19 protein-coding genes are annotated in these 18,291 nt (G+C 49.9%); 7 read left to right on the top strand and 12 right to left on the bottom strand.

Annotation, left to right across the window (positions count from 1 at the left end):
* The first annotated feature begins 2 nt into the window (after positions 1-2).
* The 4 genes from E3E36_RS00695 to E3E36_RS00680 all read left to right on the top strand — a co-directional run bounded on the left by E3E36_RS00695 (position 3) and on the right by E3E36_RS00680 (position 4,827).
* Positions 3-1,184: a 26S protease regulatory subunit gene (locus E3E36_RS00695; RefSeq protein WP_167893543.1), complete on the top strand. Its 1,182-nt coding sequence runs from the start codon at positions 3-5 to the stop codon at positions 1,182-1,184.
* On the top strand, positions 1,181-1,936 hold the full coding sequence (locus E3E36_RS00690; RefSeq protein WP_167893542.1) for a PP2C family serine/threonine-protein phosphatase: 756 nt from the start codon (positions 1,181-1,183) through the stop codon (positions 1,934-1,936). Before E3E36_RS00695 ends, E3E36_RS00690 begins: the two co-directional genes overlap by 4 nt.
* 4 nt (positions 1,937-1,940) lie before the next feature.
* Positions 1,941-2,507 (top strand): hypothetical protein, encoded by a 567-nt coding sequence (locus E3E36_RS00685; protein WP_167893541.1) that lies wholly within the window; start codon positions 1,941-1,943, stop codon positions 2,505-2,507.
* A gap of 397 nt (positions 2,508-2,904) precedes the next feature.
* Positions 2,905-4,827: a heavy metal translocating P-type ATPase gene (locus tag E3E36_RS00680; protein ID WP_394353048.1), complete on the top strand. Its 1,923-nt coding sequence runs from the start codon at positions 2,905-2,907 to the stop codon at positions 4,825-4,827.
* Positions 4,828-4,844: 17 nt separating this feature from the next.
* Here the strand turns inward: E3E36_RS00680 and E3E36_RS00675 are convergent, their stop codons facing one another.
* The 6 genes from E3E36_RS00675 to E3E36_RS00650 all read right to left on the bottom strand — a co-directional run bounded on the left by E3E36_RS00675 (position 4,845) and on the right by E3E36_RS00650 (position 10,968).
* Positions 4,845-5,738, bottom strand: coding sequence for an ABC transporter ATP-binding protein (locus E3E36_RS00675; RefSeq protein WP_240911743.1), 894 nt, complete (start codon positions 5,736-5,738; stop codon positions 4,845-4,847).
* 10 nt (positions 5,739-5,748) lie between these two features.
* Entirely contained in the window at positions 5,749-6,417 is a 669-nt protein-coding gene (locus E3E36_RS00670) for an ABC-2 transporter permease (protein WP_167893540.1), read from the bottom strand.
* Entirely contained in the window at positions 6,414-7,643 is a 1,230-nt protein-coding gene (locus E3E36_RS00665; RefSeq protein WP_167893539.1) for a hypothetical protein, read from the bottom strand. Before E3E36_RS00665 ends, E3E36_RS00670 begins: the two co-directional genes overlap by 4 nt.
* Complete coding sequence (locus E3E36_RS00660; RefSeq protein WP_167893538.1) at positions 7,624-9,132, bottom strand: radical SAM protein; 1,509 nt, start codon at positions 9,130-9,132, stop codon at positions 7,624-7,626. The genes E3E36_RS00665 and E3E36_RS00660 overlap by 20 nt, the downstream gene beginning before the upstream one ends.
* A 385-nt stretch (positions 9,133-9,517) precedes the next feature.
* Complete coding sequence (locus tag E3E36_RS00655; protein WP_167893537.1) at positions 9,518-10,174, bottom strand: DUF6775 family putative metallopeptidase; 657 nt, start codon at positions 10,172-10,174, stop codon at positions 9,518-9,520.
* A 5-nt stretch (positions 10,175-10,179) separates the two neighbouring features.
* Entirely contained in the window at positions 10,180-10,968 is a 789-nt protein-coding gene (locus E3E36_RS00650) for a sulfide-dependent adenosine diphosphate thiazole synthase (RefSeq protein ID WP_167893536.1), read from the bottom strand.
* A gap of 242 nt (positions 10,969-11,210) precedes the next feature.
* Between E3E36_RS00650 and E3E36_RS00645 the strand changes: the two genes are divergently transcribed.
* Both E3E36_RS00645 and E3E36_RS00640 read left to right on the top strand, forming a co-directional pair.
* Positions 11,211-11,438 carry an SHOCT domain-containing protein gene (locus E3E36_RS00645; protein ID WP_167893535.1) on the top strand — a complete coding sequence of 76 codons (228 nt, stop codon included), beginning with the start codon at positions 11,211-11,213 and terminating at the stop codon, positions 11,436-11,438.
* Between the two features lie 75 nt (positions 11,439-11,513).
* Positions 11,514-11,975 (top strand): hypothetical protein, encoded by a 462-nt coding sequence (locus E3E36_RS00640; RefSeq protein WP_167893534.1) that lies wholly within the window; start codon positions 11,514-11,516, stop codon positions 11,973-11,975.
* Positions 11,976-12,060: 85 nt separating this feature from the next.
* On the opposite strand, the gene E3E36_RS00635 is transcribed toward E3E36_RS00640, so the two are convergent.
* From E3E36_RS00635 to E3E36_RS00610, 6 genes are all read right to left on the bottom strand, one after another.
* Positions 12,061-12,792, bottom strand: coding sequence for a class I SAM-dependent methyltransferase (locus E3E36_RS00635; RefSeq protein ID WP_167893533.1), 732 nt, complete (start codon positions 12,790-12,792; stop codon positions 12,061-12,063).
* Positions 12,789-13,946, bottom strand: coding sequence for a cystathionine gamma-synthase (locus E3E36_RS00630; RefSeq protein ID WP_167893532.1), 1,158 nt, complete (start codon positions 13,944-13,946; stop codon positions 12,789-12,791). Before E3E36_RS00630 ends, E3E36_RS00635 begins: the two co-directional genes overlap by 4 nt.
* Positions 13,943-15,115 carry a PLP-dependent cysteine synthase family protein gene (locus E3E36_RS00625; RefSeq protein WP_167893531.1) on the bottom strand — a complete coding sequence of 391 codons (1,173 nt, stop codon included), beginning with the start codon at positions 15,113-15,115 and terminating at the stop codon, positions 13,943-13,945. The genes E3E36_RS00630 and E3E36_RS00625 overlap by 4 nt, the downstream gene beginning before the upstream one ends.
* 170 nt (positions 15,116-15,285) lie before the next feature.
* Complete coding sequence (locus tag E3E36_RS00620; RefSeq protein WP_167893530.1) at positions 15,286-16,026, bottom strand: ABC transporter ATP-binding protein; 741 nt, start codon at positions 16,024-16,026, stop codon at positions 15,286-15,288.
* The gene (locus E3E36_RS00615; RefSeq protein WP_167893529.1) at positions 16,019-17,140 is read right to left on the bottom strand and encodes an ABC transporter permease; all 1,122 of its coding nucleotides are present in this window, start codon (positions 17,138-17,140) and stop codon (positions 16,019-16,021) included. Before E3E36_RS00615 ends, E3E36_RS00620 begins: the two co-directional genes overlap by 8 nt.
* Entirely contained in the window at positions 17,112-17,753 is a 642-nt protein-coding gene (locus tag E3E36_RS00610; protein WP_167894653.1) for a class I SAM-dependent methyltransferase, read from the bottom strand. Before E3E36_RS00610 ends, E3E36_RS00615 begins: the two co-directional genes overlap by 29 nt.
* Before the next feature lie 153 nt (positions 17,754-17,906).
* Here E3E36_RS00610 and E3E36_RS00605 point away from each other — a divergent pair, with 153 nt between their 5' ends.
* On the top strand, positions 17,907-18,254 hold the full coding sequence (locus tag E3E36_RS00605) for a hypothetical protein (protein WP_167893528.1): 348 nt from the start codon (positions 17,907-17,909) through the stop codon (positions 18,252-18,254).
* Positions 18,255-18,291 lie beyond the last annotated feature (37 nt).

Here is an 18,291-nt window from a genome sequence, read left to right as displayed (position 1 = left end):
GCATGCCGGTTGACCTTTCGGGACCCCTCCTTACGGAGTTCGAGAGGGCCAAGAAGGAGTTTGAAAAGGCTGTCGCCGCGGGAGACATGGAGAGGGCGAAAAAGAACGCCCTCCGGTGCGCCTCCATACTCAGACAGCTGGCCAAGCACGTCCCCTACAACGGGGAGCTTTACCTGAGGAAGGCGAAGAAGTGGGAAGATGTAGCTGGGCAGATAGAGAGGGGCGAATACGGCCGAAAGGCCATTGTCGGCGCCGAAGGAAAGAGCACGACCCAGGAGAAAGACGAAGAGGACCAGTTCCGGGAGTACGTGCTGGGGCTTATATCCAAGTCCCGGACGACGTGGGACGACATAGGTGGCCTTGAGAACGTCAAGCTCCTCATGATGGAGACAGTTGTGATAGCGGCCCTCAAAAAGCCGGCTGCAGTTCAGCCGTGGAGGGGCATACTCCTCTTTGGGCCACCCGGAACAGGTAAGACGCTCCTCGCCTCGGCCGCCGCCGGGAGCTTAAACGCCACCTTCTTCAACGTCAAAGCGTCAAGTGTCCTGAGCAAGTACTTCGGCGAGTCGAGCAAGATAATTTCCGCCCTCTACGAGGTTGCGAGGGAGAAGGCACCGAGCATAGTGTTCCTCGACGAGATAGACGCCCTGACCACGAGGCGTTCAAACGACACCAGCGAGGCGACCAGGAGGATGCTCTCGACGCTCCTCACGGAGCTTGAGGGCTTCCATGAGGGAGGGGATGAAAAGCTCGTCCTCACGCTGGCGGCGACCAATACTCCTTGGGATTTAGATGAGGCAGTGCTCTCGCGCTTTCCCAAGAGGATTTACGTGCCCCTGCCCGATAGAGAGGCCACCAAGGCGATAGTGAGGATACACACTGAGGGGCTGGACATTTCGAGGCTCGACCTCGACGCGATAGCGGAGGAGAGTGTGAGGAGACTGTACTCTGGCAGGGACATCAGGAACCTCTGCCAGGAGGCTGTGTGGAACATGATACGCGAGGAGAACAGGGACCTCCACAAGCTCGCCAGCCTGCCGGTTACGGAACTAAGGAAGCGCTCGCTGAGGACGAGGCCGCTCGAAATGAGAGACTTTGAGGAGGCCTTCAGGAAGATAAAGAGCCCGCTGACGAGGAAGGACATCGAGCGCTATGAAAAGTGGGCGGAGGAGTTCGGGGGATGACTGGGGGACAGGCTTACCCTGGGATTATCTCCACCGGAATCGAAGGCACCGTCTGGGGCATCTCACATCCCGGCGGGAGGGAGCGGAACGAGGACGCGCTCCTTATCCTGCCCCTCGGCGACGCCTACCTCCTGGCCGTTGCCGACGGCCTTGGGGGACATGAGGGGGGAGAGCTGGCCTCGAAGGTGGCCGTTGAAGCACTCCGTGAGACCTTTGAGAGGGGCTATACACGCGGTATGGAAGTGGACGGGGTAAAGGATCTCCTTCGAAGGGCCTACGAGGAGGCCCACCGCAGGATAGTGGAGATGTCACCCGGGCCGGGGAAAATGGGCACGACGCTTACCGCTGCCTTCGTGGGAAATGGAAGGGTGGTGATAGCGAACACCGGCGACAGCAGGGCGTACCTCGTCCGGAATGGTGAGGTGGTCACGAGGACGAGGGATCATTCCGTCGTTGGGGAGCTACTTGAAAGAGGGGTTATTGGCGAGGAGGAGGTTCATACCCATCCGCTGAGGCACGTGCTCACAAAAGCCCTTGGGATAGAGCTGGCCGTTGATACCTACACGTGGGAGCTGAGAGGTGGCGACGTACTGCTCCTCAGCACAGACGGCCTCCACGACGTTCTAGACGACGGCGAGATAGGAAGACTCACCTCGGACGGCGATCCGAGAGACATCGCCGAGAGACTGGTTGGAGAGGCCTTAAAGGCCTCTGAAGACAATATCACTGTGGTTGTGTTTAGACGGGGGTAGTGTTATGATCAAGCTGTGGAAATCCAGGGAAGAGAAGGAGATTGAGAGGAAGATACGCATGAGGAAGGCCAAGATGGCCCTCAAGCAGTACATAAACAACCTTGAGAATCTGAAGCACAAGATTTTTCTCCAGGGAAAGGAGGCTGCGAAGCTCGGTGACGAAACCCTACTGAAGAGGAGCGCCGTCAAGTACCTCACCCTTGAGCAGAGGGTAAAGCAGGCAAAGAGGCTTCTCCTCCTCATGGAGGAGGCAGAAATACAGAGGGAGCTGGTGAAGGTCTCAGCCGACTTCATTCAGTTCAGCAAAGACGTTGTCAGGAGCATAGCCGAAGGGCCAGGAGCAGAGGACGTGGCAAAGATGCAGGTCGAGTTCGAGAAGGCCATGGGGAAGGTCGAAAACCTCGAGGAGGCCCTCAACACCATGATAGACCTCACCAGCGAGAGCATACTCTCGGGTGAGTTCGACGCCGAGACTGTGGAGATGGCTGAGGGGCTCATGAGCTCATCCGCCGGTGAGGATCTCGAACCTGCAAAGAGGCTGAAGGAAATCGAGGACATGATGAAAGGATGAGGATTTTGTGTTTTTTCTCCGCGTTATGGTCTGTTTTTGGGAGTCTTCCATTTTTTAAGTAAAAAAGGCTAAATATTCCTGTGTTAGTAACTTCTTTATGGTGTTGAATATGGATGAGAAGGAAAAGGTGCACGGTAACCATGTGCACGGGGAAATGGAAAAGAACCACACGCATGGAGAGGGGCATGAGGAGCACGCCCACGACATGCACGAACATATGGAACACGAGGGACATGAAATGGGCGCCCACGAGGCCCACACGCATGAAGAACACACCGAACATAAGGGACACAAACACATGGAACATGAACACGAAGGTCACGGTCACAAACACGGACATGAACATGAAGGCCACGAAGGGCACAAGCACTCCCACGCGGAGCACCACAGGATGATGATGGAGGACTTCAAGAAGAGGTTCATCATTTCTGCGATACTCACGATCCCGATACTGCTGCTCTCTCCCCTGATCCAGAACTTCCTGGGCTTCACGTTTACGTTCAGGGGAGACCACTACGTCCTGTTCGTGCTCTCATCGGTAGTGTACTTCTACGGCGGTTGGCCGTTCCTCACGGGCATGAGAGACGAGCTGAAGAAAAAACTGCCGGGCATGATGACGCTGATAGCGCTGGCAATCACGGTTGCATTCTTCTACAGCGTTGCGGTAACGTTCGGCCTGCCAGGAAAGACCTTCTATTGGGAGCTGGCTACGCTTATTGACATCATGCTCCTTGGCCACTACATCGAGATGCGCTCCGTCCTTGGAGCATCGCGGGCTCTGGAGGAGCTCATAAAACTCATGCCGACGGAGGCTCACCTAGTGACCCCCGACGGGATAAAAGACATCCCAGTCAGCGAGCTGAAGAAAGGTGACATCGTCCTCGTAAAACCCGGTGAAAAGATACCCTCCGACGGCGTCATCATCGAGGGAGAAACCAGTGTAAACGAGTCAATGCTCACCGGTGAGTCAAAGCCCGTCTACAAAAAGCCCGGCGACACTGTCATTGGCGGTTCCATAAACCTTGAGGGCGCGATAAAAGTCAGGATAGAAAAGACTGGAAAGGACACCTACCTGATGCAGGTTGTTGAGCTCGTCAGGCAGGCCCAGGAGACCCGCTCAAGGACGCAGGATTTGGCGAACAGGGCTGCCTTCTACCTCACGCTCATAGCCATAACCGCGGGAACGGTAACGCTCGGTACGTGGCTCTACTTGGGAAAGCCCTTCGTCTTCGCTCTCGAGAGAATGGTTACTGTCATGGTCATAACGTGCCCGCACGCCCTGGGACTGGCAGTTCCGCTCGTAGTTTCGGTCTCGACATCAATCTCAGCCAAGAAGGGAATCCTCATCAGGAACAGGGAGGCATTTGAGAGGGCCAAGGACGTGCGGGTCGTTGTCTTCGACAAGACAGGAACGCTGACCGAGGGTAAGTTTGAGGTTACTGACATAATCCCGCTGGACGAACTGGGCGAGGAGGAGATTCTGAAGTACGCCGCCGCCCTCGAAGCCCACTCCAGCCACCCGATAGCCCAGGGAATAGTCGAGAAGGCCAAAGAGCTCGGCCTTGAGGCCTACGAGGTCAGCGAATCGAAGGTTCTTCCGGGCAAGGGCGTCCAGGGAGTTATCAACGGAAGGGAAGTCCTCGTCGTCAGTCCCGGCTTCCTGAAGGAGAAGGGCCTCTGGAGGGAGAACGAGCGCGTTAAGGAAGTCCTTGAACAGGGCAAGACCGTTGTCTTTCTCGTCATCGACGAAAAGCTCGTCGGTGCCATGGCACTGGCCGACAGGATAAGGCCCGAGTCCAGGGAGGCCGTTGAGAAGCTCCACGAAATGGGGATCAAGGCCTACATGCTCACCGGCGACAACGCCAAGGTTGCGAAGTGGGTGGCTGAAGAGCTCGGCCTCGACGGCTTCTTCGCCGAGGTTCTGCCGCACCAGAAGTCGGAGAAGGTTAAGGAGCTTCAGGAGCAAGGCTACACCGTGGCCATGGTCGGCGACGGTATAAACGACGCCCCGGCGCTGATACAGGCCGATGTGGGCATAGCGATCGGTGCGGGAACCGACGTGGCAATAGAGAGTGCCGACATAATCCTCGTCAAGAACGACCCGAGGGACGTTATAACTGGCATACACCTCGCGAGGGCAACGTACAGGAAGATGGTGCAGAACCTGGCCTGGGCAACCGGCTACAATGCCTTCGCAATTCCTCTGGCAGCAGGGACGCTTTACAACTATGGAATACTATTAAGTCCAGCGGTAGGTGCTTTGTTAATGAGCTTGAGCACGGTAATAGTCGCGATAAACGCGAAGTTTTTGAAGGTCTGAGTCTCCACTCTTTCATTTTATCCGTTTTTTCTGTGAAGCATCGAATAGAGCTCCTCCAATGTGGGCTCGTTTCGTTTTATCTCCTCAACGGTTATGCCTCTGCTCACGAGGAGCGTGTTGATTTCCGACGGCTCGGCATTTTCCAGCAGGATGTACTCTTTCATGATTTTTGGAGAGTATCCCTTTTCCTTAAGCACTTTAGCGGCCATCTTGATGTTCCCCACCTTTAGGGAAATTGAAGTTCCAGTGGGGAAACTGCGCTTGAACTCCTCCAGACTTCCGGAGAATAGTATTCTGCCCTCTTTGATAACCGTAATCTTCTCGCATAGCTCATCAACGTCGCTCAGTATGTGGGTGGAGAATAGGACCGTGGCATTCCTCTCTTTCACGTATCTTCCCAAAAATCGCTTGAATTTCAGACGCCATTCCGGGTCGAGACCTCTGGTGGGCTCGTCGAGAATGAAAACCTCAGGGCTTCCAATAAAGGCTCTTGCCATCGCGACCCTCCGCTGAGTTCCGCTTGAGAGGGCCAATATCTTCTTCTTGGCGTATTCTTTAATCTCGAAAAACTCCAGCAGTTCCTGCAGTTCCTTTTCATCGTAAACCCCCTTGAGGGAGGCATAGCGCTTGAGGTTGTCCCACACCGATAGGTTCGGATACAGAAGGTCGTACTCAGGAAGGTAACCAATCCTTGCCCTCACCCCCGGGTTTTTGAGCGGGTCAGCTCCAAGGACTTCCACCCTACCGGAGTCCGGGACGAGAAGGCCGAGGAGGATGCGGAAAGTGGTGGTTTTACCCGCTCCATTGTGGCCGAGATATGCGTGGATTTCACCGGGCATTACGGTGATGGTTATCTCTCGAAGAACTTCTTTTCCATTTATGCTCTTTTTCACATTTTCAAGCCCTATCATGATGGCCACCTCAGATGAGTACCATTTTCTCCCCAAGCCTCGTGCCGAGAGATTTTATCATTGAAAAAGAGAGGGCGATGGCTCCTGTGGAGAGGAGCAGGGAAATACCGAATGCCATTGGTATTGAGAGTCCCGTCCCCAGATACTTGGGGATGTAGAGGGGTGCAAAGAATGCCACAAAGGCGATGATTCCCTTTGCAACGTCGAGGCGTGTCGAGTGGAATAGGAACGTTATCAGGATTACCAGAAAAATGAAGCTGAAGAGGAGAGGAGCCGATATTAGGACTCCACTGAATATTTTTGTCAGGGAGAGGGGATTGCCTAGGTATTCAGTAAGCACCCATCCGACGATACTACCCAAAGCTATCCCCGTGATTCCTATGATAAAGCCTCCGAGAGCTCTGATGAACACGAGCTGAACCGGGTCAAGCGGGAGACTGAGAAGAATCTCGTGGATGCCCAAAAGCTTTTCCCTGGAAACTGTGCCGCTGAAGAAGAGGGAAACTATTATGGAGAGGGAGATGCTCAGGCTTCCAACGACTTCATCACTTGGTATGGGATTCAAGCTCGCCATCCAGTAGAGAACAGCCGTCATAAAGGGTATTAAAAGAAGGTTTATCCCAATATGCTTTACAGTATATGTGAGCTCTTCGAGGATTTGAGTCCTTGTTGGTTTCATTTCTCCACCTCCAGGGCTTTCTTCCATATTGGGCAGGAATTTGGAGTGATATGAAGAGATCTAACTGTGGTACGACACATTGTGCATGCTCCTTTTAGGGAGCAATCTTCACATGGGTCATCCCACAATGACATGACCTCTTGAAGTGCTTTTCTACTCAGTTTCCTTAGTTTGTAGTTCAAAAGGTAGTATCCCTTGCAGGTGGATATCTCTTCTTCGGGAAATTTTATCAGCAGGTTCCCATATAAACACTGAGCATAGTTGTATTCAACTACCCTCGTTAAACTTTCGATTGATATTGATTTAGCTATATATGAGTTTATAGGATGTACATGTACATTTAAAAATTCCTTAAGATTTTCAAGAATGTTCCTTCCACTAAGAGAATAAAACGCAGGTACTATTGTGGCTGTTTTTTGTAAGTTGTTTAATCTTGATATCTCTACAGGAGGTTCATCAAGATTTATATATACCACAAAAGTAAGTGGAATATTAAACTCCTCTCCTATTTCTAAGATTTTTGGAATATCCTTAAAGCCATGTTTAGTGAGTACGGCAGTTAGTACAAGATTCCTGCCTTTCTGCGCAAACATACTTACGTGTTTCGCAATTTCATTTTTGAATTTCATTATAGCATGTAGTGGCATTATTAAGACCGTTATTTGAGGATACTCAGCTGTTAAAAGGAGTGATAATACACTCTCAACTAGTGGGGCATCAGTGAACAATTCTCCCCCGCTCAAAGTCACTACTGGAGGTCTAAACACTTTTAAGAGCTTCATTATTTTTTCGTGGCTAATATTCTTGTTTGATTTTTCCTCTCTTGCACATCCTAAACAGGATTCACATGCATGAGATGCAATCTTAGGAATTCTTACTGGGCATGAGTCATATCTATCACAGGGCGTACTAAGTACTAAATCAAGTCGTTGTACTTGGAAAGTATTTATAAATTGCATCGCTTTTTGAAGCTTTGAACCTACTGTGATATTGTCAATGTAAATATTCTTGGGAGAAATGAACCCAAAGCTCTTTAATCTGTCTATGAATTTCTCGTGCTCGGTGATAAAATCTTCAGACGTTCCTTTTATTAATTCTTCCAGCACTTTTGCCTGCTCATTGTTCAGACTTAATATTTTCCCATTTAGCCAGTCGTAGAGTGTTGCTCCATTTGTGCCTCTATAATAATATACCCAAGGATATAACTTAAAGGTTTTCCAATTCATAAACCCCACCTTTTTCTTTCAGTATTGATAGTCTTCTTTCGAAATATTCTGGATTATTCTCGTATATTGTGAATGCGGTTTTTAATCCGTCAATTACCCAGCGCTTAAAAAGACTACAGTCTTCTGAGCCCAAATACGCAAAGCATCTTGCACAGCTGTGAGCCAAGCTACAGTAATTACACTTCTTATTTATTAGCTTAAAGTACTTTTGAATTAGTGTTTTTATTGCGGAGAAATTTAAACCTTCATTAATATCTCCAATTATAGTAATGGGAGATGCTCTCTCACATACTTGGATTTTTCCATCGGTGGTTACATACCATTTAAATCCTGGAATACAAGTTGATGTGAATGTGGCTGTTGGATTTTTACGACTTAAAATGTTTCTGTAGAACATCAATGTTCCGGGCCCACCAAAGAGAATCTCAAGAAACACTGAGTTGTGATTATTCTTTGAATCCTTAAGAAATTTTTTAAAAAGCTCCCTTAACATTCTTTCGTGATTTATATAGTCCTCTGTAGTGAATAGCGAGTAATATGTAGTCCCCATAGAACGCACGGGGTTTGCGATTATGGGACGTATTGGCGATTCCTCATCAAAAAACTTCGCCATATTGTATAAATTAGACTTGGGATCATAGGTAACTAGAGCAAAGTACTCCTTTTTAGAGCCATACTTTTTCTGGGCCTCCTTAAGATTGGATATGCCCCTCATGACCAAGTCAAAGGTGCCCCTACCGTTGGGTAATATTCTATTTCTATCATGTTCATTCTTAGGGCCATCTAAGCTTATGGACACATCAAAATCATTTTTAACGAGGAATTCCGCTATTCTCTTATTTATCAGAGCAGCATTAGTTGTAATTGTGTATCGAGGAGTAAATTCGTCTGAATATTTATGATTTGTATAGTTAACACACTTCTCAATTATTTTGAAGTTAAGAAGGGGCTCACCTCCGTAAAATGCTATTGTTGGCTCTCTTTTGGGATTTAAGAATGCTCCTTCTTCCAAGTAATCAAAATATAAGTCAATTGCTTTTATTGCTATTTCTTGCGTCATAAACGAGTGTCCATGAGTTCTGAAATCTTTATAACTACCTCCGAATACACAATACCGACATCTAAAATTGCAGTTATTAGTAACTTCCAGAAGTAGCTCATAAAGCCCGTCTCTCAGAATCATATATCGCAACATGTCCTCTCCTATTTCAAATGTATAGGTTTCCAGAGGAAGTCTGTAAAATGCCCCAAAATGGGAGATCAAAATTTCCAAAATTCTGTAAATTCCAGAATAGTTATTTTCTTCCATTGCTTCTTTGCGAATTTTAACTAAAGCCTCGGTAGGTGTTGTACTATCTAAGAGAATATGTTTAACTCGTGAGTTGATCTCTGAAGGAATCTGGAGTACAATGCCAGTTACGTCATCGAATAAATATTCTGTCCCTAGTTCACTCCGGAAAAAAATAAAAGAGCGAACAAAATGGGACATGTCCTTCACCTTAATGTTCATATGCATAGGCAGTTGCTCCAGCCATCGCGGCTTGGGAACTTACAAACGTTGCAGTTGCTCCAGTTATATAGCAGACTGCTCCACATCCGCCCACGCATCCTGCTGCACAGGCCGCATAGCATAGCCATCCCATAGGAATCACCATGTCTAGTTGTCATATTAAATATTTATAATTTTCGTAAACTTATAGTTAATAATTTGAAGTTAATAAATTTCTAAAAAAAGTAAGTCCTCAAAAAGCTTCTTTTCACAAGTTCTAGGTGAGTAATAAAATAAAACTTTAAATAGTATTCAAAATTTAAAAATTTGGTTAATTCTAAAAAGTAGCATTTTTAAAAGCATGACAACAAGCATTAACTCTATGTTACTCTTTTTCACACATTCCATATAGTCCTCTTAAATTTACAACATCTCCAAGCATCTTTCTATGTTTTTCACACAGCCCTTTCACTTTCTCTATCTCCTCTGTTGTATGGCAATTGTGGAGCATGCATTCCTCGTTCTCGCAAAAGATTTCTTCATGCTTAAAATAAGCATAGAACTGAAGAAGGAGCATTTTTAACACTTTGCCAACATTTACATTGATTTTCTCATTAAATCCAAATGAATGCTTCATATAATATTGGGGAGACTTTGCTGGGGCATAGAGTATTCCTTTAAGCGAAATTATTGCTGCAGGCCCCATTACAATCATTCTAAGGTGATACCGTCCATCCTCTCCAAATGTGGCTATAAGCCTGTTCGTTATCAAAACTGTCGGCTCAGAGGTATCAACGTCTCGAGAGAAATATTTTAGCAGTTCCACGCCATCATAGATAACTCCATTTATGAGACCCTTCTTTTCATTCTCTACTTCAATAGGGAAAGGCTCGTAAAATTCCCTCTTATTTGGGTTCCTCACTCTTATGTATGCCAGAAAATAGGGGTCTTTAAATACATAGGGGCTAAACTCCACGGAGAATTTGAAGACCTTCCTAATCTCCTCAAAAAATGAAAAGGAATCTTCAATGTAAATTTTCATTGGTATCACTCCAGTTCTTTGAGCTTCTCTAAAGCCACCTCGGCGGCTCTCTTTCCGCTTAAGAGCATTCCTCCAAAGGTTGGTCCCATTCTTGGAAGTCCAAAAACTGTAGAAACTGCCATTCCCGTAACTATAAGCCCTGGATAAACCTCGCCTGTGTGATTTATTACAGCATCCTCACTTTCTTCTACCCACATTGAGCCGTGTCCTCTCGTCTTTATTAGTCCTTTTTCTTCAAGCTTCTTAGCAACAAAGGCATCGTGTCCAGTAGCGTCTATTACAAGCTTTGACTCGAGAGCTATTGGATCAACACAGGTTATTTGCCTTGGCAAAGCCTGAACTGGAGTCCAGTTCACCACAACACCTGCAACTCTTCCATCTCTTATAACCACATCATCAAAGCTTGTCATGTTGAGGAACTTCACTCCCGCATCACAAGCAGCTGCTATTAGCTTTGAACACGCATGAGGACCATCTGCAACATAGAGACCTTTCGTGTATTTCTCATATGGGACACCAAGTTCTTTTAACACCTCTTGTGCTGGTGCCCTCACTGTTATTTTGTTCATTAAGAATCCTCCGATCCAAAAGCCTCCTCCTAAATAGTTGTTCCTTTCTATAACCAAAACTTTCTTGCCCGCTTTTGCAAGCTCTCTTGCTGCTATCAATCCACTTGGTCCAGCCCCCACTATTATTACGTCCGATTCCGTGTAGTTCCTAAGCATACTGTAAAACGTGTCAACTATAGCTGAGGTTACATCTTTTTCACTAACCTTAGCAAGTATCTTCGCCATATTATCACCAAGTTATTAATTTTAATAACTGAATTTTAAACATTGTCCATGCAAATTGTATGATTTAATGGGCGTTTTACCTCACACTTTGAAAAAATTTCTTGAGAAGCCTTTCAATTTCGATAACAATAAGCTCTATAATCTTTTACAGGTAAACAACTTATGAGGCGAGCGAAATGATGTTTGAAAGTTTTGGAAATTATCTCCTTCATGTAGGAGAAACTGAATGGGGGTGGCACGACATGATGGGATTCGGTTACTTTGGCTGGTTCGGGGCAATATTCATGCTCCTGTTCTGGATTCTGATAATCGTCGGAATAGTGTGGTTCGTCAAGTGGCTCGTTGAGCAGAGCTCCAGTGAAAAGACCTCAAAGAAGAGCGCCCTCGAGATACTGGACGAGAAGTATGCACGCGGCGAGATAGACGACGAAGAGTACGAGAGGAGAAGGAGAAAGCTCCTAGAGGGCTGATGTCCTTTCGCCTGTTTTTATGTTTTTGTTTCTAACTGCCCTCTGATAACCGCTGGATGAACGGGGGCTGTGGCGATGGGCCTGGAGAAATACTGCCCAAAGGAAATTCATCCTGTTGTCGAGAGGCTCAAAAGTGGCCGGGCTGAGTTCCTGAAGTGTAGACCACGTGAGGGCTTTTCCCACTGTATTGGGGTGGCTGTTCTTATTGGTGCGGAAATCGAGGAAGTCTTTTCTTTGGTGTCAGACATCAGTAATCTAGTACTATTCTGGCAGGAATACGAGTTCAGGACCGAGGGCGATGGGAGACTGAAAAAGGGGCTGATTTACTATACCCGGAAAAAGGGGGCCAAAAGGTGGGCAAAATACCGGATTGTGGGGTTTAAGGAGAACTCCTTCTATTCCGGGGAGATGGTGGAGGGGGAGGCATTTTTAAAGAACCTGAGGTATGAACACTGCTTCATCCCTGCAGACGGCATGACACTGAGCATCGAAAGGGTTCATTACACCCTCCGCGGAGGTTTTCTGGGAAGATTCTGAACCTCCTGATAGTGGAGCACATCATTAAAAAGGAGCTCTTGAGGGCACACTCAAGGCTAAAAGAAGTGGCAGAAAAGGGACATTCCTAAGCAAACACTGCCTTGTAGAGCCCGATGAGGACACCGTCAACCTCACAGTGCAGTCCGAGGGGCCGGGCTTCGACCTTCCCGAACACCCTTGAGCCCATCTCTTTTATCTCTTCCAGCGAAAAGCCGAGGTGGGTGTCCTTCAGGGTGTCCTTGAACTCGCCGTGGCTGTGCTTGAGGACGTCTATGATGACCACCCTGCCTCCATCCTCAAGGACGCCCCTGATGCTCCTCAGAACGCCTTCGGGGTTAATGAAGTGATGGAACGCCAGGGTTGAGACCACGACATCGAACTTCTCAGGCACACTGAGGCCGTAGTGTTTGTTGGCTATCCTTATCGAGTCCCCTATCCTCTCGGCAACCCCCCAGATGGGAGTTATGCCTTTTTCCTTAAGCCTCCTCAGCATGCTGGGCGTTATATCGAGGGCGTAGACCTCCGTCCGCACCCCCATCTCCTCGAGCCTCTTCTTTATGCGCTCCGTGAAGAAGCCCGAGCCAGCGGCGACGTCGAGGAGCCTCACCTCCTTTCTCCCCAGCCGCAGTACCTCTCTGACTATCTCATCGATCATCCTCTCTATGCACTCGTCCCGCAGATAGTTCCTCACGATGTCGTCCCTCTCCGGCGCCTCGGTCTCAAAGTACTCTATCTGCTCTATGAGTTCGTTTATTGAGCCCCGATCAAAACCCAGCTTCTCCAGGAAGAGCCGTATCTCTTCGATGCCAGGTATCATGCTCTCACCGCCCGGAAGCCCCTATCAAGGTCTTCAATGAGGTCTTCGACGTCCTCTATCCCGACGGAGACCCTGATGAGCGAGTCCTTTATGCCGACCTTCTCCCTCTCCTCCCTCGGGACGGAGGCGTGCGTCATTATGGCAGGTAGCTCTATGAGCGACTCAACACCGCCGAGGCTCTCGGCGAGGGCAAAGACTTCCAGGCTCTCGATGAACTTCACTGCCTTTTCAAGCCCGCCCTTGAGCTCGAAGGACAGCATGCCTCCAAAGCCGCGCATCTGCCTCTTTGCGAGTTCGTGCTGCGGGTGGGAATGCAAGCTGGGGTAGTAAACTTTCTCAACCAACGGGTGCTCCTCAAGATACCTCGCTATCGTCATGGCGTTCTTCTCGTGCCTCTCCATCCTGACGGCGAGCGTTTTAATCCCCCTCATAACGAGCCAGGAGTCGAATGGCGAAAGGATTGCCCCAACCGCGTTCTGGTGGAACCTAAGCTTTTCGTGAATCTCGTCGTCGTTGACCATCACCGCTCCACCGACAACGTCGGAGTGCCCGCCTAGATACTTGGTGACGCTGTGGAGCACCACATCAGCGCCGAGGTCAAGGGGGTTCTGGAAGTAGGGGCTCGCGAAGGTGTTGTCCACAACCACGATGATGTCCCTCTCGTGGGCAATCTCGGCTATTGCCTTTATGTCCGCGAGCTTCAGGAGCGGGTTCGTGGGGGTTTCGAGCCAGACCATCTTTGTGTTTTCCTTTATTGCCGTTCCAACGTTTTCCGGCTCCCTTGCATCAACGTAGGTGAACTCAATACCGAAGCGCTCCATCACCTGGTTGAAGAGCCTTTTGGTACCGCCGTAGAGGTCGTCAAAGGCCACAACGTGGTCGCCCTTCTTCAACAACGCCAGGAGTATCGTTGACTCCGCCGCGAGTCCTGAGGAAAAAGCCAGCCCGTACTTTGCGTTCTCAAGTGCCGCCAGCTTTCTCTCAAGTGCATCCCTCGTGGGGTTGCCGCTCCTTGAATAGACATAGCCCTCCTCAACTTCCCTCACGCTCTTCTTTGCAAAGGTGGTCGAGAGGTGGATGGGGGAAACAACGTCGCCGTGCTGCATGCCCTCCGGCTCTTCGCCGACGTGAATGGCCCTAGTTGAGAACCTCATCTCAGCACCTCCAGGACCTTTTCATCGTCAATCTCGAAGCCGTTCTCGATGAGCCACTCGTCGTTGAACACCTTCGTGAGATAGTTCCTCCCCGTGTCCGGGAATATCACGACGACTTTCTTGCCCTCAATGCCTTTCTCCTTGAGGTACTTTACAGTCCCGTAGAGGGCCGCGCCCGATGAGCCGCCCGCCAGAATTCCCTCCTTCCTCGCGAGGAAGCGCGTCATAGCAAATGCCTGCTGGTCATTGACTACGACGATGTCGTCCACGAGGCTTAAATCAACGGTCTCGGGCAGCAGGTCTTCGCCTATTCCCTCAACGAGGTACGGGTGTGCCCTCTTCACGGCCTCCTCAAGGCTCATTCCCTTCTTAACGAGGTTGTATATCGAGCCAACCGGGTCAACGCCTATTATTTTGACCTCCTTTTTCTTCTCTTTGAGGTACCGTCCAATGCCTGTTATAGTTCCGCCGGTGCCTATCCCCGCAAAGAGGTAGTCTATCTCCCCTCCGGTCTGCTCCCATATCTCCCTCGCGGTGGTCTCGTAGTGTGCCAGGGGGTTGTATTTGTTGAAGTACTGGTTGGGGATGTAGGCGTAGGGTGTTTCCTCCACTTCCTCCTCAAGGATTGCCCTGAGCTCGTCGAGCCTCTCCTCATCAACAAGCTTCTGCACATACTCAACTATCTCCTTAAGCTCCTCCCGGGTTACTGCCCTCCTTTTCTTCCAGATGAGGTTTCTTACAGCTTCTGCCACCTTATAGTAGGAGTTCGGGTCGCTCGGGGCCACAGCGGTGGGAGTCCTAATGACAAAGGCGCCCATTGCCCTGAGGAGGAGCTCCTTCTCCAGACTCATCTTGTCCGGCATCGTGAAGACCGTCATGTAGCCCTCGTCGGCCGCAACCAGGGCAAGGCCCACGCCGGTGTTGCCCGAGGTGGGCTCGACTATCACACCGCCTTCGACGATCTTGCCCTCCCTCTTAGCACCTTCGATCATGTACTTGCCTATCCTGTCCTTTATGCTTCCCCCGGGGTTGAAGAACTCCACTTTGGCGTAGAGCTCGTTTTTGAGGTTGAAATACCTCTCGATCTTCTTCAGCCTCACAAGGGGTGTGTTGCCGATGGTCTGAACGATACCTTCATAAGTACTCAATTTTGTGTAATTTTCCATCATATTGCCCACCACCTGGTCATTTATGAATAGAGCTGCATATATATACTTTTCGGCACGAGAGCTGTCCTTTTGACGAAATAAAGAATTATAGGGCCCTATTAAACCAGAAGTTCTCAATAAATGGTTTTGGACAGAAATGGGAAATAAAATCGGCCTCCCTATATCTGCTCCTACTCTTCAAAAAGCAGCAGCTTTTCGGCCTGCCGGCTGTCCTTCCGGTATATCTTTCCGTCTTCCATGTAGAGTATCCTGTCTGCGAAGCCGAGTATCCTGGGGTCGTGAGTGGCTATTATCACGCACTTACCATCTTTCTTTGCCCTTTCGTGGATGAGCCTTATGACCTCCTTCCCGTTCTTTGAGTCGAGGTTTGCTGTAGGCTCGTCGGCTATTATGATGTCAGGGTCGGTTATCAGAGCCCTCGCTATGGCCACCCTCTGCTGCTCGCCCCCGGAAAGCTCCGAAGGCTTGCTGTTAAGCCTGTCCCCCATACCCAGCTCCCCCAGGAGGCGCTCGGCCCTTTCCCTGGCCTCTGCCTTCTTTACGCCCTTGATCAGCAGGGGCACCATGACGTTCTCTACCGCCGTCAGCGCCTCCAGCAGGTTGGAGTGCTGGAATATGAAGCCCATCCTCTCAAGCCTGAGCCTCGCCAGCTCGTCCTGGGTGAGTCCCGTCAGCTCTATGGGCTTCCGGGGGTTTTCAGGGGGGTACAGTTTTATGCTCCCGGAGGTTGGCCTCAAAAGCCCGCTGAGCATGGTGAGGAGCGTCGTCTTTCCCGAACCGGACGGCCCCATGAGGAGAACCACCTCGCCCCTCTTGAGGATAAGGGACACGCTGTCAACTGCCCTCACCGCGGTTCTGCCCGAGCCGTACACCTTTGTGAGGTTCTTTGCCCTTAGGATGGCCTCAGGCATTGAAGACCACCACCGGGTCAACTTTGTTGAGCCTCCTTATCGGGATCAGCGGCGCGGTCAGCCCCATGAGCAGGACCGCTGCGAACGTTATGCCCACGGTCTCGTAGTTCATCTCCACGAAGAACTCCGGGGCGAACCTGGGCACCAGGGCCGTGGCGAGCAGGGAGAGGCAGATGCCTGCGACAAAACCAAGCAGGGTTATTATGGCCGCCTGTTCAAAGACTATCCTCCTCAAGAAGCTGTTCTGCGCTCCAATTGCCTTCAGTATCGCGTACTCCCTCATCTTCTCCATCGTCATGGTGTAGAGCGTAAGCCCTATGACCGCCGCGCCGATTATGAACCCTATAAACACCAGAGGGAAGAGTATTGAGTTAAAGCTCTCGTTTATCACGTCCCTGTGGTTCTGGATGAACCTCTCCTTCGTCAGTATCTCGACCGCTACACCCCTCTCCGCCAGCCTCCCAGTGATGTCGTTAATCACTTCGTCTGCCGGCCTGTCGCCGGAGAGCTGGACGAGGTAGTAGTTCACGTACTGCGTAGTGCCGAATATCTCGGCGGCATCCTCGGTGGTCACGAAGATGTAGGGGTAAACCACCGCAAACGTCCCCCTGGAGACACCAACTATCTTCAGCTCCTTGTTCCCGATCCTGAGCGTCTGGCCGAGTTTAAGACCGTTCCTCGTGAAAAACACCTGGTCTACCACGGCCTCACCTTTTTGTATTTCACCCGTGCCTCTAACGATGTCCCACGGGCCGCCGACCCCGCTGGCGGGGTCAAAGCCGACTATGTAGACCGTCTTTCTGGCGCCGGTGTTGGGGACTTCTATTTGAACCGCCCTCCCTATGAGCTCGTGGACGCTCTCAACGCCATCCACGCCCTCTATATCCCCGGCAAGGCCCCTTGGGAGGAGTGAATACGTGTGCCACAGGTCGTGGATGCCCTCCTGTCCGACCCAGAGGTCGGCGTCGGTATGCACAATGTAGTTCGTCCCGAGCGTCGTCATGCCGTAGTAGACTCCCAGGAGTATTATGACCAGTGTCACCGAAAGGGCCACCCCGGCCACGCTCATTGTCAGCCTGCCCTTATCATGGAACAGGTTCTTTCTCGCTATCATCTTTACCAGGCTTCCTCGCGATTATGAGTCTCACAATGTCAAAAAACAGGTTCTCCACCTTCTCTATTCGGAACCCCGCTTTCTCAATGTTGTCCTGGGTCTCCCGGAGCATGGATGTGCCCAGCATGGCCCTCATAAACGGCTCCATCATGTAGAGGGGAACGTTGAGAAGCTTTGACCTGCTCTTCATGTGCTCAAGGAATATGGCTTTCCCTCCGGGCTTTAGAACCCTGTAAACCTCCCTCAGGCCCTTAACCGGATCGGGCACGGTGCAGAAGACGAAGGTGCTAACAACAGTGTCGAATGTGTTGTCTTCAAATTCAAGGTTCTGGACGTCCATATGCAGGAGCCGGATGTTCTTCAGGCCGAGTTCTTTTCTCCTTTTCTCCGCCTTTTCAAGCATCCCCCTGCTGAAGTCTATTCCAATGACCTCCACTCCCTCAGGATAATAGGGCAGGTTCTTTCCGGTTCCGATACCGACTTCCAGGACTTTGCCTTCGGCAAGGCGTACTGCCCTCTCCCTGTACCTTGAGAAAGCTCTCCTCTCGACCAGAGCCTCAAACGAGTCGTAAATCCGTGAAAACCGGTCGTATTTTTTCGCAGTTTTTGACATTTCCATCACTTTTATCTAATGTAAACTCCTGAAGGGATTTATCCTTTCACTCCAGAAAAATCTATCGCTCTCTGTTTCCACTTTGCGAAGGGTAAGCCTATTATTACTTATGCCCCAATGTACTGATGGAAGCAAATAACGGGGTGATGCAGAATGGAGTGGAAGTCCCTCTTTATAGGACTCATAATCGGGGCGCTCATAGCGGTTCCCCTTGGAATGGCCCATAGTGGCGGATTCGATATAGCGGAGAGAACCGGAAGCCGCTGGGGCTTCGGGCCCATGGGCGGCTATGGTATGCACGGCGGCATGATGGGCTACGGCATGCATGGCATGATGGACGACGAGATGTACGCGCAGATGGAGGACTACATGGCCAGCGGTAACTTCACCGAGATGCACGAGGCCATGGAGTCCTACATGGAGCAGTACATGGGCAGCAACTGGATGGAGATGCACGAGTACTGCGAGAAGTACATGGGCATAGATGAGGACAATGAGTGAGGTCCCTCCTGTTTTTTCATCTTTATCCGTTTTTAGT

It is taken from the genome of Thermococcus sp. M36, assembly GCF_012027355.1.
Classification (GTDB): Archaea; Methanobacteriota_B; Thermococci; order Thermococcales; family Thermococcaceae; genus Thermococcus.
The sequence above is the reverse complement of the archived record's forward strand: the minus strand, read 5'-3'. Positions and strand labels throughout refer to the sequence as shown.